Below are 19,750 nucleotides of genomic sequence, written 5' to 3' on the forward strand. Positions count from 1 at the left end.
TCAGTCCTTTGCGAGCGGGTTGCGCAATTTTCCGAGTCCGGCGGCAATCAGGGCCGCGCCGGCGAGCAGCAGCAGCCATGTGCCGATGCCAAGGCTGATCCCGTCGGCCATCCGGTCGCGGACGACATCGGGGACCATCGACAGGATCGCCGAACGAAGCATGACGACCATCAGGGCCGCGACGATCGATGCGGCGCCGGTGACCAGCATGGGCAGCCGTTCGGACTTGCCGGACCATGCGGCCCAGATCAGCCACAGCGCGGTGAGCGGTGCGGCGAAGCGCAGGATGAGCAGCGTCTGGACGGTATCGAAGCCCGATTTGCCGCCGCCGAGCATTTCCTGCGCCGCCGCAACGCGGCCCAGATCGTCCATCGCATTGCCAAGGCCGATCAGCGTCGCGCTCTGGACCGGTGAGGTGAGCGCGGAGAGGAAGCAGGCAAGGAGCACGAGAAGCGCCAGCGGAACCGCAAGCGAGCGGGTCATCAACGCGGCGATCCGCGCGCCTTGTTCGGACTCGGTCAGCGCGCCGAGATCGGCCCCGATCGTACCGAGGGCGGCTATGGCTGAGCCGCCGACGGGATAGATTTCGCGCGCGCCGCCGTTTTCGCTTTCGAAGTCGACAACGAGTCCGGGCGCCGGCGCCTTGTCGCCGCCGCGCCAATCGGCGCGATCGAATTTGTGGCGCGTGCCGTCGTCCGCCGATATCGCGCCCTTGCCGGTCGCCTCATCGAACCCGAGTATCTTTCCCTTCATATACCGCCCCCGAAAAAGGCCGGCGGACAATCCCGTGGGACCGCGCACCGGACGCTTGAAAAGCGGAAGCACCTGCGAAGGATGCCTCGCGTGATGGAACGGCTATTCCGGTGCATCCTCAAAGTCTTGAAGCTGCTCTAAAGAATTTCTAAAGTCGGCCGGACAGGGGGTCGCCATGACGCAATCAAGCTCTTCCCGACGGAGGCGCAGGCTCTGGAAGTTCGCGGGGGCGGAGTTCGACGAAGCCAGCTGGACGCTGCGCGTCGATGGTCATGCCGTAACGCTTGAGGGCAAGCCGCTCGAAGTGCTGCACGAGTTGCTTCTGCGCGCGGGCGAGGTCGTGACGAAGGATGAAATCTTCGATGCGGTGTGGCCGGGCGTCACCGTGGTCGAGGGGTCGCTGACCACGGCCATATCGAAATTGCGCAAGGCGCTCGGCGAAAGGCACGAACAGATTGTCGAGACGGTGCCGCGGGTAGGATACAAGCTCGCCGCGACGGTTGCGATAGAAAGCGTCGAGTCCCCGCTGGCGCCGCGCTTTGCTTTTGCGGCCGGCGACGCGGTGCCCGGCCGCCGGCAATGGCGGCTGGTCGAAGCGCTCGGCGACAGCGGCGCCGAAGACGTCTGGCTGGCGCGCCATGACAAGACCGGCGAGACGCGCGTCTTCAAATTCGCCGACGCGCCCGACCGGCTGCGCAGCCTGAAACGCGAAGCGGCGCTGACTCGCCTGCTCTTTGCCGGACTCGGCAAATCGGCTCCGCTTCCCGCGCTGCTCGAATGGAATTTCGACGCGTCGCCCTTCTTCCTCGAATATAGCTATGGCGGACGCGACCTGACGGCGTGGGCTTCCGAGCGGGGCGGGCTGGCGGAGATTGCGGTCGAGACGCGTATTGCGGTCGCGGCGATGATCGCGCGCGCGGTTGCGCGGATGCACGATCTGGGCGTCCTCCATAAGGATTTGAAGCCCGCGAATATCCTGATCGCGACCGAGGACGGCGGCGCAACGATCCGGCTGGCCGATTTCGGCAGCGGGCGCCTTCTCGACGATAGTGTGCTCGCCAGCTTTCAGATTACCGATCCGGGGTCGCTCGACCCCGATCTGGCGCGCGACGAACCGCGGTCGGGAACGCTTGCCTATCGCGCGCCCGAGCTGACCGGCGATGCGATGCCGACGGCGAAAAGCGATATCTATGCGCTGGGGATGATCCTCTATCAGCTCGTGGCCGGCGATTTTTCGGCTTCACTGGCGCCCGGTTGGGAAGGCCGCATCGCCGATCCCGTCCTGCGCTCGGACATTTTGGCCGCGGCGGAGGGCGATCCGGCGCTCCGCCTTGCCAGCGCCGCCGATCTCGCCGACCGGCTCGAGACGATCGACCGTCGGCGAGCCGACGCATCGGCGGCGGCGCGGCGGGCGGCGGCCGCCGAAGAAGCGCGACGGGCCGAGGAAAAGCAGGCCGCGCGGCGTCCGTGGATCCGCGCCGCCATCGCGAGCCTCGCGGGCGGCTTTATCGCGTCGAGCGCGCTCGCTGCCTATGCTTGGCATCAGCGCGGTGCGGCGCTGGGAGCGCGCGATCAGGCCGAGACCAGCTATGCCTTCATCGCCGAAGATGTGCTGTCCAGCCCCGATCCGGCGAAGTCGAGCACCGACGAAACGGTCATCGAGGCAATGAAGCGCGCGAGCGCGAATATCGATGCGCGTTATGCCCGCTCGCCGGGCACCGCCGCGCGGCTCCATCTCGCGGTCGCCCGCGCCTTTTATCAGCGCAGCGATTTCGACACCGCCCGCGCCGAATATGCGCGCGCCGCCACGCTGTTCGGCAAGGCCGGGGAAGCCGACAGCGAGGATGCCGTCCTGGGCCGGCTCGGCAGCATCCACATGGACGCGACGTCGGGCCAGCCGGGGCGGTTGGAGGCGGCGGGCGCCGCCATCGCCAAAGAGCAAAAGGCGCTCGGCGACCGGGCGAAAAGCGGGCGTATCGGCTTCGCGCTGGCGCAGTCGGAGGGGGCTTATGCCTACACCGCGGACATCGAGCGTGCCGAGCGCGCGATCCGCCGCGCGGTGGCGATCGGTTCGGCGCCGGGGTCGCGCGTTTCGCCGACGCAATTGCTGAAAGCGCGGTCTTCGCTGGCGCTGGTGATGCTGCACGAGGGCAAGGTGAAAGAGGCGGAACCCGTGGCGCGTGCCATCGTCGCCGACTCGACCCGGATACGGGGGGCGGATAATCTGGATACGCTGGTGACGCGGCAACACTGGGTGACGGCGCTGTCGATGCTCGGCGAACATGAACGTGCGCTGCGCGAAAGCGGTCCGCTGCTCGCCGCGCTCGAACGGCGCTTCGGTCGCGATCATCGCTTCACGCTGGCGATGCATTCGACGCGGTTTGAAAGCCTTGCCGCCCTCGGACGCTATGACGAGGCTGCGGTGGAAGCGAAGCGCGTTTGGGAGGGGGCGGCCACGCAGGCCGGATCGCTGTCGCATCAGGCGCTTGTCGGCCAGAATGATTATGCGTCGGCGCTCTGCCAGACGAACCGACGCCGCGATGCCTTGCCCATCCTGGCGGATGCGGCGGCAAGGGCCCGCCAGGCGTTCGGCGCCGATTACGGCCTGACCCATACGATTCAATTCTATCTGGGCGAGTGCGAGCTTGCGAACCACCGGTTTGCTGAAGCGAACCGCAGCTTTTCGCTTGTCGATGCGACGAAGGTTGCCGAATTGACCGGGCGGCCCGATTTCGCCGCGACACTGGCCGCGGCGCGGGCCGAGACGATGCTGGGGCTGGGCGACCGCGCCACTGCCGGTACGCTGCTCGATACGGCGCAGGCTGCAGCAAAGGCTTCGGAGGATGCCGAACTCAAACAGCGGTTGCAACGGCTGCGCGCCCAATTGCGCGGGTAAGGCTGGAGCGCGAGGCGGTTCTGGCTTGAGATAATCTTTAGAATGGCGTGAAGACTTTGCGGCATCGCGCTCGCTAGCTCTCTGATGAAACCCGGCGGACGGGCCGGATCGGTAGAGAGGGAGCGATCATGCGGGCACATTCAGGGCATCGGTGCGTTATGACGGCGGAGGGGCGCCCATGATCCGCCCGTTGATGGCGGCATCATCGATGCTGCTGCCGCTGCTCGCGCTGGTCCAGTCGCAACCGGCGGCGCCGCCAAAGGTCTGGCCGCGCGAGGTGCAGGCCCTCTATGACAGCCTGAAACAGGAATGCCGGGCCGATGGCGGCAAATTCATTCCCGATCGCGCGCATTTCGCGGTCGAGACCGAGGTGACGGGCGACGGCAAGCCCGACTGGGTGGTCGATTACAGCAGTGCGCGATGCTCCAACGCGGGCTATTCGGCCTATTGCGGCACTGCCGGGTGCATGATTGCCATCTTCGGGTCTGACCGCAACGGCTATCGCGAAATCTTCAACGACAATGTCCGGGACTGGCAGGCGGTGAAGCTCGACGGAAAGGGACGCACCGGGCTGGGCCTTTCGGTTCACGGGACGGTGTGCGGAAGCGTCGGGGCGGATATGTGCCTGGAAGTCCTCCGGTGGGATGGACGCAAATGGGCGGTGGTCGAACGGCGCCGCGGCACCGATGCGGACCTGCCGCCGTCAACCGGCGAAGACGCCGGGCCACCGCCCGCCCTTCACAGCGGGCGCTGGCAAGTCGCGGGAAGCGGTGCCGGCACCGTCGCCGCGGTAACGGGACATCCCGAATTCACCGCGGTGGGGCTTCGTTGCCAACCGGGTCGCGGCATGGCGATAACGATCGTGCCGGCCAAGGGGCTGCGCCTGCCCCCGCCGGGCAAGCCCCTGCTGATCGGCTTTCGAAGCGCCGGCGAAGGCAGCGAGGCGACGCAAAGCCTGAACCCCGAAGCCGGAAGGCCCGATTTCAGCGGCGCGCTCGATCCCGTGGCGCGTGGTCTGCTGATGGGCGCCGACAGCGACCTTTCCCTATATGCAAGCTATGACGGCGGCGATGAATGGACCGAATTGACGGCGCTTTCGCTTGCCGGATCGACGGCGGCGATCCGATCGCTCGAGAAACAATGTCCGCGCGGCGCTGCGGCCAATGCGGAGGGACCGGCGGGTCCGGGCCAGTCGCGCATTCTGCCGCTGCCGGTCGGCTATTATGTCGATGCGCGCATGTCGACCTGCGAAAAGCCCTTCGCCGACATCGCTATCTATCTGGCCGAGGACCGGATCGTCCAGCGTGGGAGCAGCTGCAAGTTCACCAGCCTGAAGATGACGAGCGCAAACGCCTTTCGGCAAACCGAGAGCTGCCCCGACATCGATGGACGGCCGATGCCCGCCACGCAGGATTACAGGATCACCGGGCCGCAATCGTTCGAGCTTGTAGGCTTCGGGGACGCATGGACCTTCTGCTCTGCCAATCGCTTACCGGCCAAGGCAAAATTTTACCGGGCAGGGAAATAGGCGGCTTCCGTCGATCTGCGAAACGTCGGGCGGCGCAGCCCATGCAAACTAGTACATAATCGGATTCGTCTCGCAAAGCAGTCGCCTCTAATCCGCGCGTCGGGGCGTAGCGGGTATCGGCGTATCGACCAGCGGGTCGGCACGGCAGCGCATGGACGAGGCGACATATGTTGAAATGGATGGCCGCAAGGCTCGACACGATTGGTTCCGGCAAGCGGGCCCGGGCCTTCCGTGAAGGTTGGCCTTCCCGAACGCGGGAAGACATTGCCTTTGTCGAGGCGGGCGGTGTCACCTTCCGGTACCGCGCGGCGGGGTATGGGCGCCCCATCATATTCGCCGCCGACCCTCCGGTAACGCTCGAGGCCTATGACCGGCTTTTGGAAATATACAGCGCGGACTTCCGGGCGATCGTGTTCGAACTGCCCGCAATGGGTTTCTCTGTCCCCGGGTTCTGGCAGGATTTCCGTTTCTTTCAGGCGAATGATACGATCGCGGAGTTCATCCGGCTGATCGCAGAGGAACCGGCGATACTTGCCTTTTCGTGCGTCGCCGGTTTGGGAGCGCTCGACATTGCGGGCAGATACCCGTCACGCGTATCGCACTTGGTCCAGATACAGACACCGAGCTGGCCCGAAGAGATACGCTGGAAGATGGCGCGCGATCCGAAGAATATCTTGGCAAAGCCATTTCTCGGCCAGATCGCGATGCGGAAACTGGCGCTTGCGCGCGCGCCGCTTTGGCTGAAGCTCGCCGTGGGCCAGCAGGAGGCTCTGACCGGTCTCTGCGGATGCGCGACAGATGCGCTGCATCACGGCGGGGCCTGGGCGATGGCGACGGCGTTTCAGAACTATTTGCCTGACAAGGAGCCCGCAATGAAACGGGTGAGCCAGCCCGCGCTCGCCATTTGGGGCAACAGCGACGGCTCGCACCGCGCAACCGATCGGCAATCGAGCCTCTGGCTATGCGACCATCCAGCCAGCCGCATCGCCGAATATGAGGATCTTGGTCACTTCCCCGAGCTTGAAGATGTCGAACGCATATATGCCGACATCAGGGCTTTCATAACCGATACTTCGGCGGATTAGCGTCCCGGTAGCGGTGGAACCGGAAAAGCATCGCCGTTTTCCAAACCGGCGAGACGCTTCCTGCGGCCGCTGCTTCATGTCGGCGGTCTGTCCGTTCGGGCAGCGACGTCAACAATGCCGTTCTTCCCAGCACTTCGCTGGTCGAAGACAGGAGGGGCCAATCCAATATGCAAAACGGACAACAGCCATCTTTCCCGCCGATCGCCACGTGGCGGATCAATGTCATTCGCCTCGTATTCCTGTTGATGGCGGGCTTCATGGGCAGCTTCGTCTGGCACCGGCTCATCTTCGAATCCGCGGACATTCCGGTTCAGCAGGGTCTGGCCCGATCGATGTTGGGGGCGCTCGCGCTCCTTAGCCTGCTCGGCGTGCGATATCCGGTCCAGATGCTGCCCTTGATGATCTATGAGGTTGCGTGGAAGACGATCTGGCTTCTGCTGATCGCCTTTCGGGCTTGGCTGGCGGGCAAATGGACGCAAGATATCGAAGCGCTTTTCCAGGACTGTATCGGGATCGTGCTCGCCTATATCTTCATGCCGTGGCGCTATGTCTGGGCGCGTTACGTGATCCAGCCCATGGAGCCGCTACGTCGGCCGAAATAATCGCGCGCGCAGATAGTCGCCAAGCTCCTGACGGGACGAAAGGCCGAGGAGCAGCAACATCCGCGACAAATGGTTGCGGACGGTAAAATGCGAAATGCCGAGTTCGCGGCCGATGCCTTTGTTCGACAGGCCGCGCATGACGCCCAGGGCAATTTCGAATTGCCTTTGCGTTAGACCGTCCCGCAGTCCTTTCATGTCCGGTTCGCCTGACCAGTTTGCGGAATAGGCGTCGGCATCGGCATGGTCGTCGATTTCGACGCAGGCCGACGCCAGCGCCCGAATCTGCGCGATCGCCTGCCCGTCGTCGGCGACCACAATGAGCAGTTTGGAATTCTCCTTGGCGCGGAGCGCGTCGCGGAGCGACGCCGCGTGCGGGCTTTCGAAAGGCGTATTTCGGTCGCGCACGAATTCGCCTCGCTTGTCGAGCGCGCTCATCGGCCTTGCTCGGGCATAACGGCGTGGCTCTGTACTCGCATGCTACGCCTCGCGCTCGCGAATGCCGAACGCCAGCAACCACAGTGCCAGCGCCAGTTCGCCGAGCAGGGTCGGGAGGGTGAAATATTGCGGAAGCTGCGCCGCCCAGAGCGGCGCTCCGAGCCAGGCGAGGCTGTTGACGAGGTTGCATGCACCCGCCGCAGCGACGAGCAGGCCGACAACTCTTGGCATCGCGCGTCCGCACCAGATGAGCCAACCCAGCAGCAGGCAATAGGCCCCGAAGAAGACCAGGCTGACCTTGTAGCCGTCGCCATGCACGCGCAGCAGCAGATAGACCCAATCGGCGAGCGATGACGACGGCTGCCCCAAATCCGGCAGCCGCAATATCATTGCCGACAGCAGCGTATCGCATGCGAGCATCGCGATGCCGATCAGGCTGAAAGAAGCGGCTGTTGCCGAGGCCAAGGGCGCTCTTTTGCGGAAGATGCCATGCAGAAGGATGGTGACGCCGATATAGCAACCCAGCATCGCGAGATCGGCGATCATCCCGATCCGGAACGTCGATCCCGATGCAAAGATGGCTTGTGCCGTTGCGGCAGGATCGCCGCGCACGATCAAGGCGCCGCGGGCGACGACTTCTGCGTAGACGCCAAAGCCTATCGTTCCCAGATACAGGAATCCGGCGAGGCGGGCGTGCGAAGAGTCCGCGCTCATTCCGATCCTCCCTCGGCGGTGGCCCACGTCCAGGCGGCGATGACGATCGCGGCGGTGAGCGCCATTTCGATGACCGCCAGAGTGATGTAGAATGGCGCGGCACCCGGCAGCGTCATCGCCATGATAGCGGTATACAAAAGGCCGAAGGCGATATTGCTCCAGCGGCAAATCGCCGCGGGCAGATAAAGCGTCGCCGCGATCAGCAGCGCGGGGATCGCCATCATCAGCGAAACGGCAACCAGCGCTCCCGGGGTTGCGGGGCCAATCGGGCCCAGGCTCCCCTGCGCCATCGATGCCAGCTTGTTATCGGTATAAAGACCGAAATAATCGCCATAGACGTAACAGAACATTGTCGCTGTCCAGAGCGTCGACAGCTTGAGGCGGGTGGGGACCGGGGCGTCGGTGAGGCTTTTCATCGCATGACCTTGTTATGTCCAAAATATGTGCGGCCACGGATCGTCGGGTCGTTGCAAAGAGGCGGGCCGGTCGGCCATCCCTCCTTCGTCCCAGTTTCCGCTCGGGCCACCCGCCGGATCGGTCATTTTGGCGCTGCTCGTCTTGCCGGTTTGGAATTCGGCGATGTTTTTTGCGTCGATCGCCTCACATTGCCGATGGAATTTCGGCATCGGATCCGCCGCACAGGCTAGCGGGTCGCCGAATATGCTTGCCGATCGCCCCCCGCGGTTTATTTGTTGCAGGGTGCGATTGCCGATGGGGGGCATGCGAGGCCAACCGACCCGGTGAGCGTCGTGGTTTCTGTTCGGAGTCTTTAAGGGTTCTGCGTTGATGGCGTCGATTTTGCAGCCTGGCATTCGTTCGCAGCGACCGGACCCGATGAGGATCGACATTTCGCTTCTCTACGGCGCGGCTTTTTGTTGTGCGTCGCTCGCATTCTGCCTCAAGTCCGTGCTGGCATCGCGGCTGGGTATGGCCGTCGATGCTGTTGCGATCCTTGGCAATGCGACATGCGGATGGTCGTGGCTGGCAACCCGATCGCTTTTCCGGCGTGAATCTGCGTCCCGAGGCGACTGGTGGCCGATCGCCGCGGTGCTGATGGTGATGATCGCATCCGCTGTGACATCGCTAGTGCCGGCAGACGGCATGCCCCTCAGGATCCTGGATAATCTTGCCAGATTAGGCAGTTCCGCCATGCTGCTTATGGCGGTGGCCGCGCCGTTGCTTGATCTGCGCGAACAAAGCGACAAATCCGAACGGCGCTTCCGCATCCTGTATTCAGGCATCTACGCAGCCATATTGGCGGTGGCGGTCCTGGCTGTCGACGGGGCGCCCGACGGGTCGACCGCATCCCAACTAAGCATTCCGGTCAAGGTCGTTTGCGCGATCGCGGCGGTATTCGGCTATGGGTTGGCCCTCGGCCATCGGAAACGGCATCCGCTCGTCGATCCGAAGGCGCGCGCTTCGCGGAAACCCGTTGCGTCGGACCCCCGGCTCGAAGCGCAGCTGATCATGCTCATGCGCGACAAGGGGCTCTACGCGGAGGCCGATCTGCGCGTTGCCGACCTGGCACGGCTCACCGGCGAACCCGAATATAAGGTGACCCAGTGCATTACCGGCGCGCTTGGCTACCCCAATTTCAATCAGATGGTGAACGGCTACCGCATCGAAGAGGCAAAGCGCCGCTTGGTCGATCCGGCGCTCGCCCACTTGCCGATCCTGACGATTGCACTGGATTGCGGATTCGGATCGATCGGCCCGTTCAACCGAGCCTTCAAGGCTGACACCGGCATGACGCCGCAGGAATATCGTCGGCAGTCCCGATAGGCGTCGCCTCTGGAGGCGCGATACTGGACGAACATCGGCTTGTCGTCCGGTTCGGCGTCCCGCTTCAGCGATATAAGTGAATGGCTCCCCGGGTAGGATTCGAACCTACGACCGATCGATTAACAGTCGATTGCTCTACCGCTGAGCTACCGAGGAGCAGCCCGCCGAGGCGGGCAAGGCGGCCCCTTTGCCGCCATGCGGATCATTTTGCAAGGGGGTTGTACGGCAATTTTTACGGATCGTTCAGAAGCCCGTCCGAAATTTTTCGCGCACCCAGCTTTCGGGCGTCGGGAGGATGGGCGAGAAATAGTCCGAGCGGCCGCAGACCGTATCGATCAACTGCCGCAGCACCGATCCCGACTGCGCGGTGGTCGTGTCCGACGGCCCCGCTTCGGTATCCAGATATTTGCCGGCGACATAAAAGCTGCTGTCGCGCATGAATGACGTGTTCGAACCACAATCGGCCTGCCGCGTGGTCATCGTGCGGTCGAAATCGCGCGTATCGGTCGTGCGTTCGTAGAGCGTCTGCTGGCGAAAGGTGACGGTGGTGCCCGACCGCTGCACCGAATCGATATCGACGAGATAGACAAGCTGCGGCGCGCTGTTGGAATAGGCGGCAAGGCGCCACGATTCGGCGAAGGCCGGCTGCGGCGCGAGCAATGGCAAAAGAGCAAGCATGGTCAGACGCATGAAATTCCCCCATTCATGTGAAAGGGCGATGCTAGCCGCGCCCGGCGGCCACGCAAGCGGTCAAACGATGAATTGTTCCATCGCGATACGTTCGTCGAGTCCCTGATCGGGATCGAAGAGCAGCGTGAGCGGCCGGCTTCGGTCGGTGGTGACGAGCACGGTCTTCACGTCGCGGATTTCGCGTTGGTCGGCGACCGCACTGACGGGCCGCTTGGCCGCTTCGCGGACGTTGAAACGGATGCGCGTCGATTCGGGAACCAGCGCGCCGCGCCAGCGTCGCGGGCGGAACGGGCTGATCGGGGTCAGCGCGAGCATTTCGGATTCGAGCGGCAGGATAGGGCCGTTCGCCGACAGATTATAGGCGGTCGAACCCGCGGGGGTCGCGACGAGCACGCCGTCGCAGGCAAGTTCCTCGAGCATCTGCTTTTCGTTGATCAGCACCTCAAGCTTCGCGGCCTGCCGCGTTTCGCGCAGCAGCGAAATTTCGTTGATCGCCGGCAGGATGTGCCGTTCGCCGCTGATCGTGGTGATATCGCCCTGCAGTGGGTGGATCAGGAAGGGGCGAGCGCTCGCGATACGGTCGAGCAGCCCTTCGACGCGAAATTCGTTCATCAGGAAGCCGATGGTGCCGCGGTTCATCCCGAACACGGGCAGACTGCGCCGCTGATCGAGAAGCTGGTGCAGCATGTGCAGCAGGAAGCCGTCGCCGCCGAGCACGATGAGCATGTCGGCTTCGCCAAGGTCGACGAAATCGTAAAGCGGGCGAAGCTCGGCCTCCGCCTCCATCGCCGCGGGCGCATTCGACGCGACGAGCGCGATCTTGCGTTGCATCTGGTCCCCCTTGGGGCGTGATCTAACCGCCCGTTGCACTCATATGACGCGCGACCGCCGGTGTGGACTTTCGTTCGATCTGAAAGTCATGCGCGCGGGGTTTGCCAGCCAATGCGGCATCAATCAAGCCATCGACATCGCCCCCTTCACGCAGCGCGGCGCGCAGGTCGACATGGTCGTCCTGGCCGAGGCACATATAGATGCGCCCCTCGACCGTCAGGCGGATGCGGTTGCAACTGGTGCAGAAATTATCGCTGAGCGGGGTGATGAGGCCGAGTGTGACCGGGCTGTCCTCGATCCCGAAATAGCGCGCCGGGCCGCCGGTGTAGCGATCGACCGGAAAGATCGCGCGATCGGCGCGTAGCGGCGCGATGAAATGGTGGAGCGGAATATAATGATCGCTGCGGTCATCGGCGACCTCGCCCAGCGGCATGGTCTCGATGAGGGTCAGATCGCAGCCCTCATTGGCGCACCAGTCGAGCATCGGCAGAAGCTGGTCTTCGTTGAGCCCTGCCAGCGCGACCATGTTGATCTTCACCGCCAACCCGGCGGCCCGGGCTGCGGCGATGCCGCGCAGCGCCGTAGCGAGTTCGCCGACGCGCGTAATGTGGCGAAAGGCGTCGGGGTCGAGCGTGTCGAGGCTGACGTTGACGCGGCGAATCCCTGCTTCGACAAGCATCGAAGCATGGTCGGCCAGCCGCATGCCGTTGGTGGTCAGCGTCAGTTCGTCGAGCCCGCGGCCGATGAGCGCGCCGAGCCGCGCCGCGAGCAGATCGATTCCGCGCCGTACGAGCGGTTCGCCGCCGGTGAGGCGGATACGGCGGACGCCGCGCGCAACAAAGCGTTCGGCAAGTGCGCCCATTTCTTCTATACTGAGGACCGCGGATCGAGGCAGAAACTGCATCTCCTCGGCCATGCAATACCGACATCTGAGGTCGCAGCGATCGGTAACGGACAGGCGCAAATAGGTGATGCGCCGACCGTGACCGTCGGTGAGTGGAGCGACAGGCGGGGCGGAATTTGCGGCCATCGCCTGAATGATGGTGCAAAAGGGAAGAGATTGGCAAGCAAAGCCTGCTAGGGGGCGCCAATGAATCGCACAGTTGACACGAACGCACAAAGCGTTCGGCACCTTGAAAATCTCCACGGTCGGCACGGCGCCGATGCGGGCGTCATTCTGGTCCAGGTCGACCAGCTCGCCCGAATCAACCATAGCGCCGGTACCGAGACCGGAAACGCGCTGCTCGACGAAGTCGCGCGCCGGCTCGAAACCTTTGCCGCCGACGAATTCGGTCATGGTTCGTTCGTTGGCCGGCTCGAGGGGCCGCGTTTCCTGATCGTGCCTGCGGTGCCCTTATCGCTCGGGGCGCTGCGCGCGCAGGAGCGGGCGTTGCACGTCGCGCTGGCCGAACCGATGGTCGGCGATCCGAATGGCCGGCTTGCGATTCGCATCGTCACGGCGCTGATCACGCGCGACGAACCCGCCGAGGAGCAGCTTCGCGCCGCTGCCGACCAGCTCGCACGTCCCGCGTCGGCGCGCGACGGTGTGATGGTTAAGTCGGCGCTGGCCAATGACGAGGTCGCAATCTTCTATCAGCCGCAATATGAGGTGGCGACGGGCGCGATGATCGGGGTCGAGGCGCTGCTGCGCTGGCGACACCCCGAACTCGGCTTGCTCGGCGCCGGGCCGCTGGTTACCGCGGCGCGCGCGGCGCGCATGGAACGCGAGCTTACCGAACATGCGCATCGCGTCGCGCTGACCGAGATCGCCGGCTGGCCGCGCGCGCTCGGCAAGCTTCGCGTGTCGCTCAACATCACCGCCGCCGACCTCGGCGATCCCGATTTTGCCGACCGGTTCGCGGCGATGGTGAAGGCCACTGGTGTCGATCCCGACCGGCTGACGCTCGAACTCACCGAACAGGCAATGCTCAGCGATCCGGCCAGCGCAGCGGCACAGCTTGCTCAAATCCGGGCGCTCGGCTGCGCGATCGCGATCGACGATTTCGGAACGGGCTATTCCAGCCTGTCGCTGCTCGCCCGGCTGCCGATCGACTATCTGAAGATCGACAACGGCTTTACGCGCACGATCGACGGCAGCGACCGCGACCGCATCGTGGTACGCGCGATCGTCGACCTCGCGCGGGCGCTTGGATTGCTCGTCGTCGCCGAAGGGGTCGAGAATGAGCGCCAGCTCGAGCGGCTGCGCGAACTGGGCGTTGCGACGTGGCAGGGCTTCCTGAAATCGGGGCCGGTGCCGGGAAGCGAACTGCCGGGGCTGATCGAATAAGTCCGCAATAGCGGCCGTTCTAGCTCGCCTGCCGTGCGAGTTTCCCCAAACCTTTCGACAGTTGCAGTGCGCCGTTGAGCCGCGCGCCTGCGCTGACCCAGTCGCCGCTCACCGACAGCTTGTTGTCGGGGCGGATGCGCGCGCGGCCCTTCAGCCGCTCGACATAGGCGATCAGACCGGGGACATTGGCGAACTGGTCGCCGTGGAAGCTGACGAGGGCGCCCTTGGTGCCGACGTCGAGCTTGGCGATGCCAGCCGTCCTCGCGTTCGCCTTGATCTCCATGAGCTGGATAAGGTTCGCGGTTTCGGGCGGCAGCGGGCCGAAGCGGTCGATCATCTCGGCCGCGAAACCGTCGAGCCCGGTACGGTCCTCGGCCTCGTTGAGGCGACGATAGAGCGCCATGCGTAGCGGCAGATCGGGCACATAATCTTCAGGGATAAGGATCGGCGCATCGACCGTGATAACGGGCGACAAGGCCTCGCGGGGCGGCGCGACGCCGGCACCTTCGGCCTTGGCGACGAGGATCGCCTCTTCGAGCATCGATTGATAGAGTTCGAAGCCGACCTCGCGAATATGTCCCGACTGTTCGTCGCCAACGAGATTGCCGGCGCCGCGAATGTCGAGGTCGTGACTCGCAAGCTGGAAGCCGGCCCCCAAGGTGTCGAGATCGCCGAGCAGCTTGAGCCGCTTTTCGGCGGTGTCGGTGATCGCGCCGCCCTCGGGCGTCGTGAGGTACGCGTAGGCGCGCGTCTTTGACCGGCCGACGCGGCCGCGGAGCTGGTAAAGCTGGGCAAGGCCGAAACGGTCGGCGCGGTGCACGATCAAGGTGTTGGCGCTCGGAATGTCGAGGCCGCTTTCGACGATCGTGGTCGATACGAGCACGTCATATTTGCGATCGTAGAAGGCGCTCATGCGCTCTTCGACTTCGCCGGGCGCCATCTGGCCGTGTGCGACGACATATTTGATTTCGGGGACGCGGGTGCGCAGGAACTCCTCGATGTCGGGCAGATCCTTGATGCGCGGGGTGACGAAGAAGCTTTGGCCGCCGCGGTCATGCTCGCGCAGCAGGGCTTCGCGGATCACCACCGGATCCCATGGCGCGACATAGGTGCGCACCGCCAGACGGTCGACCGGGGGCGTCTGGATGACGCTGAGTTCGCGCAGACCCGACATCGCCATCTGCAAGGTACGCGGGATCGGCGTCGCCGTCAGCGTCAGCACATGGACGTCGGCCTTGAGCTGCTTCAGCCGTTCCTTGTGGACGACGCCGAAACGCTGTTCTTCGTCGACGATGACGAGGCCGAGATTTCGGAATTCCACCGATTTAGCGATCACCGCGTGGGTGCCTACTACGATGTCGATTTGCCCGCTGGCGAGGCCGTCGCGCGTTTTCTGCGCTTCGCCCGCGGGCACGAGACGCGACAGGCGGCCGATGTTGACCGGGAAGCCTTTGAAACGCTCGACGAAGTTCGTGTAATGCTGGCGCGCGAGCAAGGTCGTCGGCACGACCACCGCGACCTGCACCCCCGCCATCGCCGCGACGAAGGCGGCGCGGAGCGCAACCTCGGTCTTGCCGAAACCGACGTCGCCGCAGACGAGCCGGTCCATCGGGCGGCCCGACGCCATATCCTCCAGCACGTCGCCGATCGCGCGGTCTTGATCGTCGGTTTCCTGGTAGGGGAAACGGTCGGCGAAAGCGGGATAAGCGGCGTCCTGCGCCAGCACTTCGCCGGGGCGGAGCGCGCGCTGCGCCGCGGTCGCGAGCAGTTCGCCAGCGATTTCGCGGATGCGCTCTTTCATCCGCGCCTTGCGGCGCTGCCATGCCTCGCCGCCGAGCTTGTCGAGCGCAACCCCGTCGCTCTCGCCGCCGTAGCGCGAGAGGACGTCCAGATTTTCAACGGGGACGTAGAGCTTGTCGCCGCCCGCATAAGTGAGCGCGACGCAATCGTGCGGGCTTTTCCCGACCGGGATCGACGTCAGCCCTTCGTAGCGGCCGATGCCATGATCGAGGTGGACGACGAGATCGCCGACGCTGAGCGTCGCGAGTTCGGCGAGGAAGGCGTCGGCGCTTTTGCGGCGCTTTTGACGACGTACCAGCCTTTCGCCGAGAATATCCTGTTCGGTGAGCAGGCTGATCGCGTCGCTCGCGAAGCCGTGGTCGAGCGGAAGGACGACCATTGCGGTCGCGCCGCCGGCATCGGCCGAAGCGGTGCCGAGTGCTTCCTGCCAGCTGTCGGCGGAGGCAAGCGCGCTGACGCCATGGTCCCTGAGCAGCCCCGACAAGCGGTCGCGCGCGCCCGCCGAATAGCTGGCGATAATCGTCCGGCGGCCCTTGCGGCGTTCGTCCGACAGATGGTCGGCGACCTTGTCATAGACGTTGAGGTCGGCCGCGCGCTCGGGCGTGAAATCGCGGGCGGCAAAGCTTTCGAGATCGATGACGCTCGGCGCGGGCGGGACATCGAAGGGGGAGACGACATGCACCGGCCGGTCGCGCTCGGCAGCCGCCCACTCGCTCGAGGTCAGATAGAGCGTGTCGGGGGCGAGCGGGCGATAGCTGCCCGCCTGCTCGCGCTCGGCGGCGACGCGGTTCGCATGATAGTCGGTGATGGCATCGAAGCGCGTCTCCGCCGTCGCGTCGGTGCGGTGGCCGCGCAGCACCGGGGTTGCGGGGTCGATATGGTCGAACAGCGTCGCCAGCCGTTCCTCGAACAGCGGCAGCCAATGGTCCATCCCCGCCTGCCGCCGGCCCTCGCTGACCGCCTGATAGAGCGGATCGCCGGTTGCCTGCGCGCCGAACATCTCGCGGTAGCTCGACCGGAAGCGCTTGATCGTGTCCTGATCGAGCAGCGTTTCGGCCGCTGGAAGCAATTGCAGCGACTTGGCGGGGCCAAGACTGCGCTGGTCGGCGGGATCGAAGCGGCGAATACTCTCGATCTCGTCGCCGAAGAAATCGACGCGCAGCCCCGCGTCCTCGCCGGCGGGGAAAAGGTCGACGAGGCTGCCGCGCACCGCGAATTCGCCCTGATCGGCGACGGTATCGACGCGGTTGAACCCGTTGGCGACGAGCAGTTCGGCAAGCGCGTCGCGATCGATCCGCTGCCCCGGTGCGAGCGTGGTCGCGAGCTGGCGGATGCGAAAGGGCGTGAGGGTGCGCTGGGTGATCGCGGCGACGGTGGTCAGGATCAGTTCGCCGCGCTTCGGCGGCGCCTGCAGCGCCGACAGCGTGGCGAGCCGGTCGGCGCTGACGCGCATCGACGGCCCGGCGCGGTCATAGGGCAGGCAGTCCCAGGCGGGAAAGCGATGGATGACAAGGTCGGGCGCAAAGAAAGGCGCGGCATCGGCGACCGCCTGCATCGCGGTATCGTCGGTCGCGACATAGATGAGCCGCTTGTCGCTGGCGCGCGCCAGATCGGCGAGCAGCAGCGGCAGGAAGCCGTCCGCGGTGCGTGCGAGCGTCAGCGGTGCCGACGCCGACGCGATGGCGGCGAAAATGTCGGCGGAGGGACGGGTCATGGCAGCGGAATATAGTCCAGCCGGCGCATTGCAGCGATCATCGCAGGCCGGTCGAGATGCGCGGGCGGGTGCCCGGTGCCGAGCGCCCACGCCATGATGTCGACGTCATCCTCTTCGACCACGGCTTCGAACCACGCGATTTCCTCTTCGCCCCACGCCGCCGCATAGCGATCGAAGAAGCCGCCGATCATATAATCGGCCTCACGCGTGCCGCGGTGCCAGGCGCGGAATTTCAGGCGTTTGAGGCGGTCTTGCATGGCGGGCCTTTTAATCGCGCAAGCGATGAAGTGAAAACGGACATCGCCCCCACTCACCGTTCGCCCTGAGCTTGTCGAAGGGCTGTTCTCTCTTTCCGCCGCTGGAAATAAGGACGGTGCTTCGACAAGCTCAGCACAAACGGAAGAGAGGTTGGGTTTCCTTCGCTCGACACGAACGGAAAGACGAGGCTAGACACGCCCTAGCCATGCGACCCGAAATCCTCAACCCGCTCTTTGCTGCGCTGACCGACCTCAAGGGTGTCGGTCCGCAGCTTGCCAAGCCGCTGGCGCGCCTGGGGCTGGAGCGCGTCGTCGATGTGCTGTTCCATCTCCCGACCGGCCTCATCTCGCGCGTGCCCGTCGACCGGCTCGATCAGGCGCAGGCGGGACAGACGATCATCGTCGACCTGACCGCACAGGATTACCGCCCCGGCCGATCCCCGCGCGCGCCCTTCGGGGTCGAGGCGTTCGACGCGGCGGGCGACCATGTGCGGCTGGTCTATTTCGGGCGCACGTCGGGTCTGGCGCGCAAGCTGTTCCCTTTGGGGGAGACGCGCCGGGTGTCGGGGCGGCTCGATCTTTATGGCGATATGCGCCAGATCGTGCACCCCGACCATGTCGCCGAACCGGGAGACGAGGCCGGGATTGCGGAACATGAGCCGGTCTATCCGCTGACCGAAGGGCTGACCAATGCGCGGCTGTCGCAGCTGGCGGCGGTGGCGCTTGAGCGGCGACCCGAACTTGCCGAATGGATCGACGCGCCGCTGCTGGCGAGCCGCAACTGGCCGGCGTGGCGCGATGCGATGGAACGCGCCCACGCCAGCCCGCGCGACGAAGCGGCACGCGACCGGCTCGCCTATGACGAGATATTCGCCAGTCAGGTCGCGCTGATGCTGATCCGGCAGGGATTGCGCAATCGGCGGGGGAGGGCGGTGCGCGGCGACGGGCGGCTGGTCGATGCGTTGCGGCTGCCGTTTGGCCTGACCGGCGCGCAGGAGCGCGTCGGGCGCGAGATCGCCGGCGACATGGCGCAGGACACGCCGATGCTGCGCATGCTGCAGGGCGATGTCGGATCGGGCAAGACGCTTGTCGCGCTGCGCGCGATGCTGGCGGCGGTGGAAGCGGGAACGCAGGCGGCGCTGCTCGCGCCGACCGAGATTCTGGCCCGCCAGCATTATGCGACCTTGCAATCGATGCTCGCCGGGCTCCCCGTCAATCTCGCCATCCTGACCGGCCGCGACAAGGGGCGGGCGCGCGAATCGACGCTGATGGGGCTTGCCGACGGCAGCATCGACATATTGGTCGGAACGCATGCGATCTTTCAGGACGCGGTAAGCTACCGCGATCTGTCGCTCGTCGTGGTCGACGAACAGCACCGTTTCGGCGTTGCCCAGCGGCTGATGCTGACGAACAAGGCGGCGCGTCCGCCGCATCTGCTGGTGATGACCGCGACGCCGATCCCGCGCACGCTGCTGCTCGCCAACCATGGCGAGATGGACGTATCGCGGCTCGACGAAATGCCGCCGGGGCGGACGCCCGTCGATACGCGCGTCGTGTCGGTCGACCGGCTCGACGAAGTGATCGACGGCCTGGCCCGGCATCTGGCGAGCGGCGCGCAGGCCTATTGGGTGTGCCCGCTGGTGGCCGAGAGCGAGGCGAGCGAACTGGCCGCGGCCGAAGATCGCGCCGCGCTGCTCCGCGCCCGTTTCGGCGAGGCGCGCGTCGGGCTGGTCCATGGCCGCATGAAAGGGCCGGACAAGGATGACGTCATGGCGCGGTTCGAAGCGGGCGAGATCGGCGTCCTCGTCGCGACGACGGTGATCGAGGTCGGGGTCAATGTCCCCGCCGCCAGCCTGATGATCGTCGAGCATGCGGACCGCTTCGGGCTGGCCCAGCTCCACCAGCTCCGCGGCCGCGTCGGACGCGGCACGGCGAAGTCGGTGTGCCTGCTGCTGCGATCGCAGACTCTGTCCGAAACGGCGCGCGAGCGGCTCGCGTTGATGCGCGACACGAACGATGGCTTCGTGATCGCCGAAAAGGATCTGGAACTGCGCGGCGGCGGCGAATTGCTGGGGCTCAAGCAGTCGGGCGACGCCGACTATCGTTTGGCGACGCCCGAACAGCTCGTTCGCCTCTTGCCGGTGGCGCATGACGATGCGCGGCTGTTCGTCGAACGCGACGGCGGAATGGAAGGCGCGCGCGGCGAAGCGGTGCGGCTTTGCCTGTATCTGTTCGAGCGCGATGCGGCGGTGCCGCTGCTGCGGAGTGGGTGATTTCTCTCCTCCCGCTTGCGGGAGGGGCCGGGGGTGGGCCGCCACGGCGCTGCATCCCACCCCGCTGCGGCTAGCGAACAAGTTCGCAAGCCTCGCTGCCCCT

Annotated in this window: 17 protein-coding genes and 1 tRNA gene; 7 read left to right on the forward strand and 11 right to left on the reverse strand. The window is 65.3% G+C overall.

Annotation, left to right across the window (positions count from 1 at the left end):
* Window positions 1-753 (reverse strand): hypothetical protein, encoded by a 753-nt coding sequence (locus ATE59_RS07545; protein WP_058811937.1) that lies wholly within the window; start codon window positions 751-753, stop codon window positions 1-3.
* A gap of 175 nt (window positions 754-928) precedes the next feature.
* Here ATE59_RS07545 and ATE59_RS07550 point away from each other — a divergent pair, with 175 nt between their 5' ends.
* The 4 genes from ATE59_RS07550 (at window position 929) to ATE59_RS07565 (ending at window position 6,864) form a co-directional block, all read left to right on the forward strand.
* Window positions 929-3,649, forward strand: a complete 2,721-nt coding sequence (locus ATE59_RS07550) for a protein kinase domain-containing protein (RefSeq protein WP_058811938.1) — start codon at window positions 929-931, stop codon at window positions 3,647-3,649.
* Between the two features lie 178 nt (window positions 3,650-3,827).
* Window positions 3,828-5,177, forward strand: coding sequence for a hypothetical protein (locus ATE59_RS07555; protein ID WP_058811939.1), 1,350 nt, complete (start codon window positions 3,828-3,830; stop codon window positions 5,175-5,177).
* A 167-nt stretch (window positions 5,178-5,344) separates the two neighbouring features.
* The gene (locus tag ATE59_RS07560) at window positions 5,345-6,262 is read left to right on the forward strand and encodes an alpha/beta fold hydrolase (protein WP_156416737.1); all 918 of its coding nucleotides are present in this window, start codon (window positions 5,345-5,347) and stop codon (window positions 6,260-6,262) included.
* Between the two features lie 167 nt (window positions 6,263-6,429).
* Entirely contained in the window at window positions 6,430-6,864 is a 435-nt protein-coding gene (locus tag ATE59_RS07565) for a hypothetical protein (RefSeq protein ID WP_058811941.1), read from the forward strand.
* On the opposite strand, the gene ATE59_RS07570 is transcribed toward ATE59_RS07565, so the two are convergent.
* The 4 genes from ATE59_RS07570 to ATE59_RS07585 are packed head-to-tail and all read right to left on the reverse strand — an operon-like array spanning window position 6,847 to window position 8,639.
* Window positions 6,847-7,299: a response regulator transcription factor gene (locus ATE59_RS07570; RefSeq protein WP_003039582.1), complete on the reverse strand. Its 453-nt coding sequence runs from the start codon at window positions 7,297-7,299 to the stop codon at window positions 6,847-6,849. The two genes, ATE59_RS07565 and ATE59_RS07570, sit on opposite strands and share 18 nt — an antisense overlap.
* Window positions 7,300-7,341: 42 nt before the next feature.
* Window positions 7,342-8,013, reverse strand: a complete 672-nt coding sequence (locus ATE59_RS07575; RefSeq protein ID WP_003039580.1) for a DUF4386 domain-containing protein — start codon at window positions 8,011-8,013, stop codon at window positions 7,342-7,344.
* Window positions 8,010-8,429 carry a DUF6326 family protein gene (locus tag ATE59_RS07580; protein ID WP_058811942.1) on the reverse strand — a complete coding sequence of 140 codons (420 nt, stop codon included), beginning with the start codon at window positions 8,427-8,429 and terminating at the stop codon, window positions 8,010-8,012. Before ATE59_RS07580 ends, ATE59_RS07575 begins: the two co-directional genes overlap by 4 nt.
* Window positions 8,430-8,441: 12 nt before the next feature.
* Window positions 8,442-8,639: a hypothetical protein gene (locus ATE59_RS07585; RefSeq protein WP_003039576.1), complete on the reverse strand. Its 198-nt coding sequence runs from the start codon at window positions 8,637-8,639 to the stop codon at window positions 8,442-8,444.
* A gap of 208 nt (window positions 8,640-8,847) precedes the next feature.
* Between ATE59_RS07585 and ATE59_RS07590 the strand changes: the two genes are divergently transcribed.
* On the forward strand, window positions 8,848-9,795 hold the full coding sequence (locus ATE59_RS07590; protein WP_058811943.1) for a helix-turn-helix domain-containing protein: 948 nt from the start codon (window positions 8,848-8,850) through the stop codon (window positions 9,793-9,795).
* Between the two features lie 81 nt (window positions 9,796-9,876).
* On the opposite strand, the gene ATE59_RS07595 is transcribed toward ATE59_RS07590, so the two are convergent.
* From ATE59_RS07595 to moaA, 4 genes are all read right to left on the reverse strand, one after another.
* Window positions 9,877-9,951 (reverse strand) — tRNA-Asn (locus tag ATE59_RS07595).
* Window positions 9,952-10,038: 87 nt separating this feature from the next.
* Window positions 10,039-10,485, reverse strand: coding sequence for a surface-adhesin E family protein (locus ATE59_RS07600; RefSeq protein WP_058811944.1), 447 nt, complete (start codon window positions 10,483-10,485; stop codon window positions 10,039-10,041).
* A gap of 60 nt (window positions 10,486-10,545) precedes the next feature.
* Window positions 10,546-11,316, reverse strand: a complete 771-nt coding sequence (locus ATE59_RS07605; RefSeq protein ID WP_058811945.1) for an NAD kinase — start codon at window positions 11,314-11,316, stop codon at window positions 10,546-10,548.
* A gap of 22 nt (window positions 11,317-11,338) precedes the next feature.
* Entirely contained in the window at window positions 11,339-12,346 is a 1,008-nt protein-coding gene (gene moaA, locus ATE59_RS07610; protein ID WP_058811946.1) for a GTP 3',8-cyclase MoaA, read from the reverse strand.
* 60 nt (window positions 12,347-12,406) lie between these two features.
* On the opposite strand from moaA, the gene ATE59_RS07615 reads away from it, so the two are divergent.
* On the forward strand, window positions 12,407-13,603 hold the full coding sequence (locus ATE59_RS07615; RefSeq protein WP_058811947.1) for a GGDEF domain-containing phosphodiesterase: 1,197 nt from the start codon (window positions 12,407-12,409) through the stop codon (window positions 13,601-13,603).
* A gap of 19 nt (window positions 13,604-13,622) precedes the next feature.
* Here the strand turns inward: ATE59_RS07615 and mfd are convergent, their stop codons facing one another.
* Window positions 13,623-17,117, reverse strand: coding sequence for a transcription-repair coupling factor (gene mfd / locus ATE59_RS07620; protein ID WP_058811948.1), 3,495 nt, complete (start codon window positions 17,115-17,117; stop codon window positions 13,623-13,625).
* The gene (locus ATE59_RS07625; protein ID WP_058811949.1) at window positions 17,114-17,374 is read right to left on the reverse strand and encodes a succinate dehydrogenase assembly factor 2; all 261 of its coding nucleotides are present in this window, start codon (window positions 17,372-17,374) and stop codon (window positions 17,114-17,116) included. Before ATE59_RS07625 ends, mfd begins: the two co-directional genes overlap by 4 nt.
* Window positions 17,375-17,580: 206 nt before the next feature.
* Here ATE59_RS07625 and recG point away from each other — a divergent pair, with 206 nt between their 5' ends.
* Window positions 17,581-19,647, forward strand: a complete 2,067-nt coding sequence (gene recG / locus ATE59_RS07630; RefSeq protein WP_058811950.1) for an ATP-dependent DNA helicase RecG — start codon at window positions 17,581-17,583, stop codon at window positions 19,645-19,647.
* Window positions 19,648-19,750 lie beyond the last annotated feature (103 nt).

It is taken from the genome of Sphingopyxis sp. A083, assembly GCF_001468495.1.
Classification (GTDB): Bacteria; Pseudomonadota; Alphaproteobacteria; order Sphingomonadales; family Sphingomonadaceae; genus Sphingopyxis; species Sphingopyxis terrae.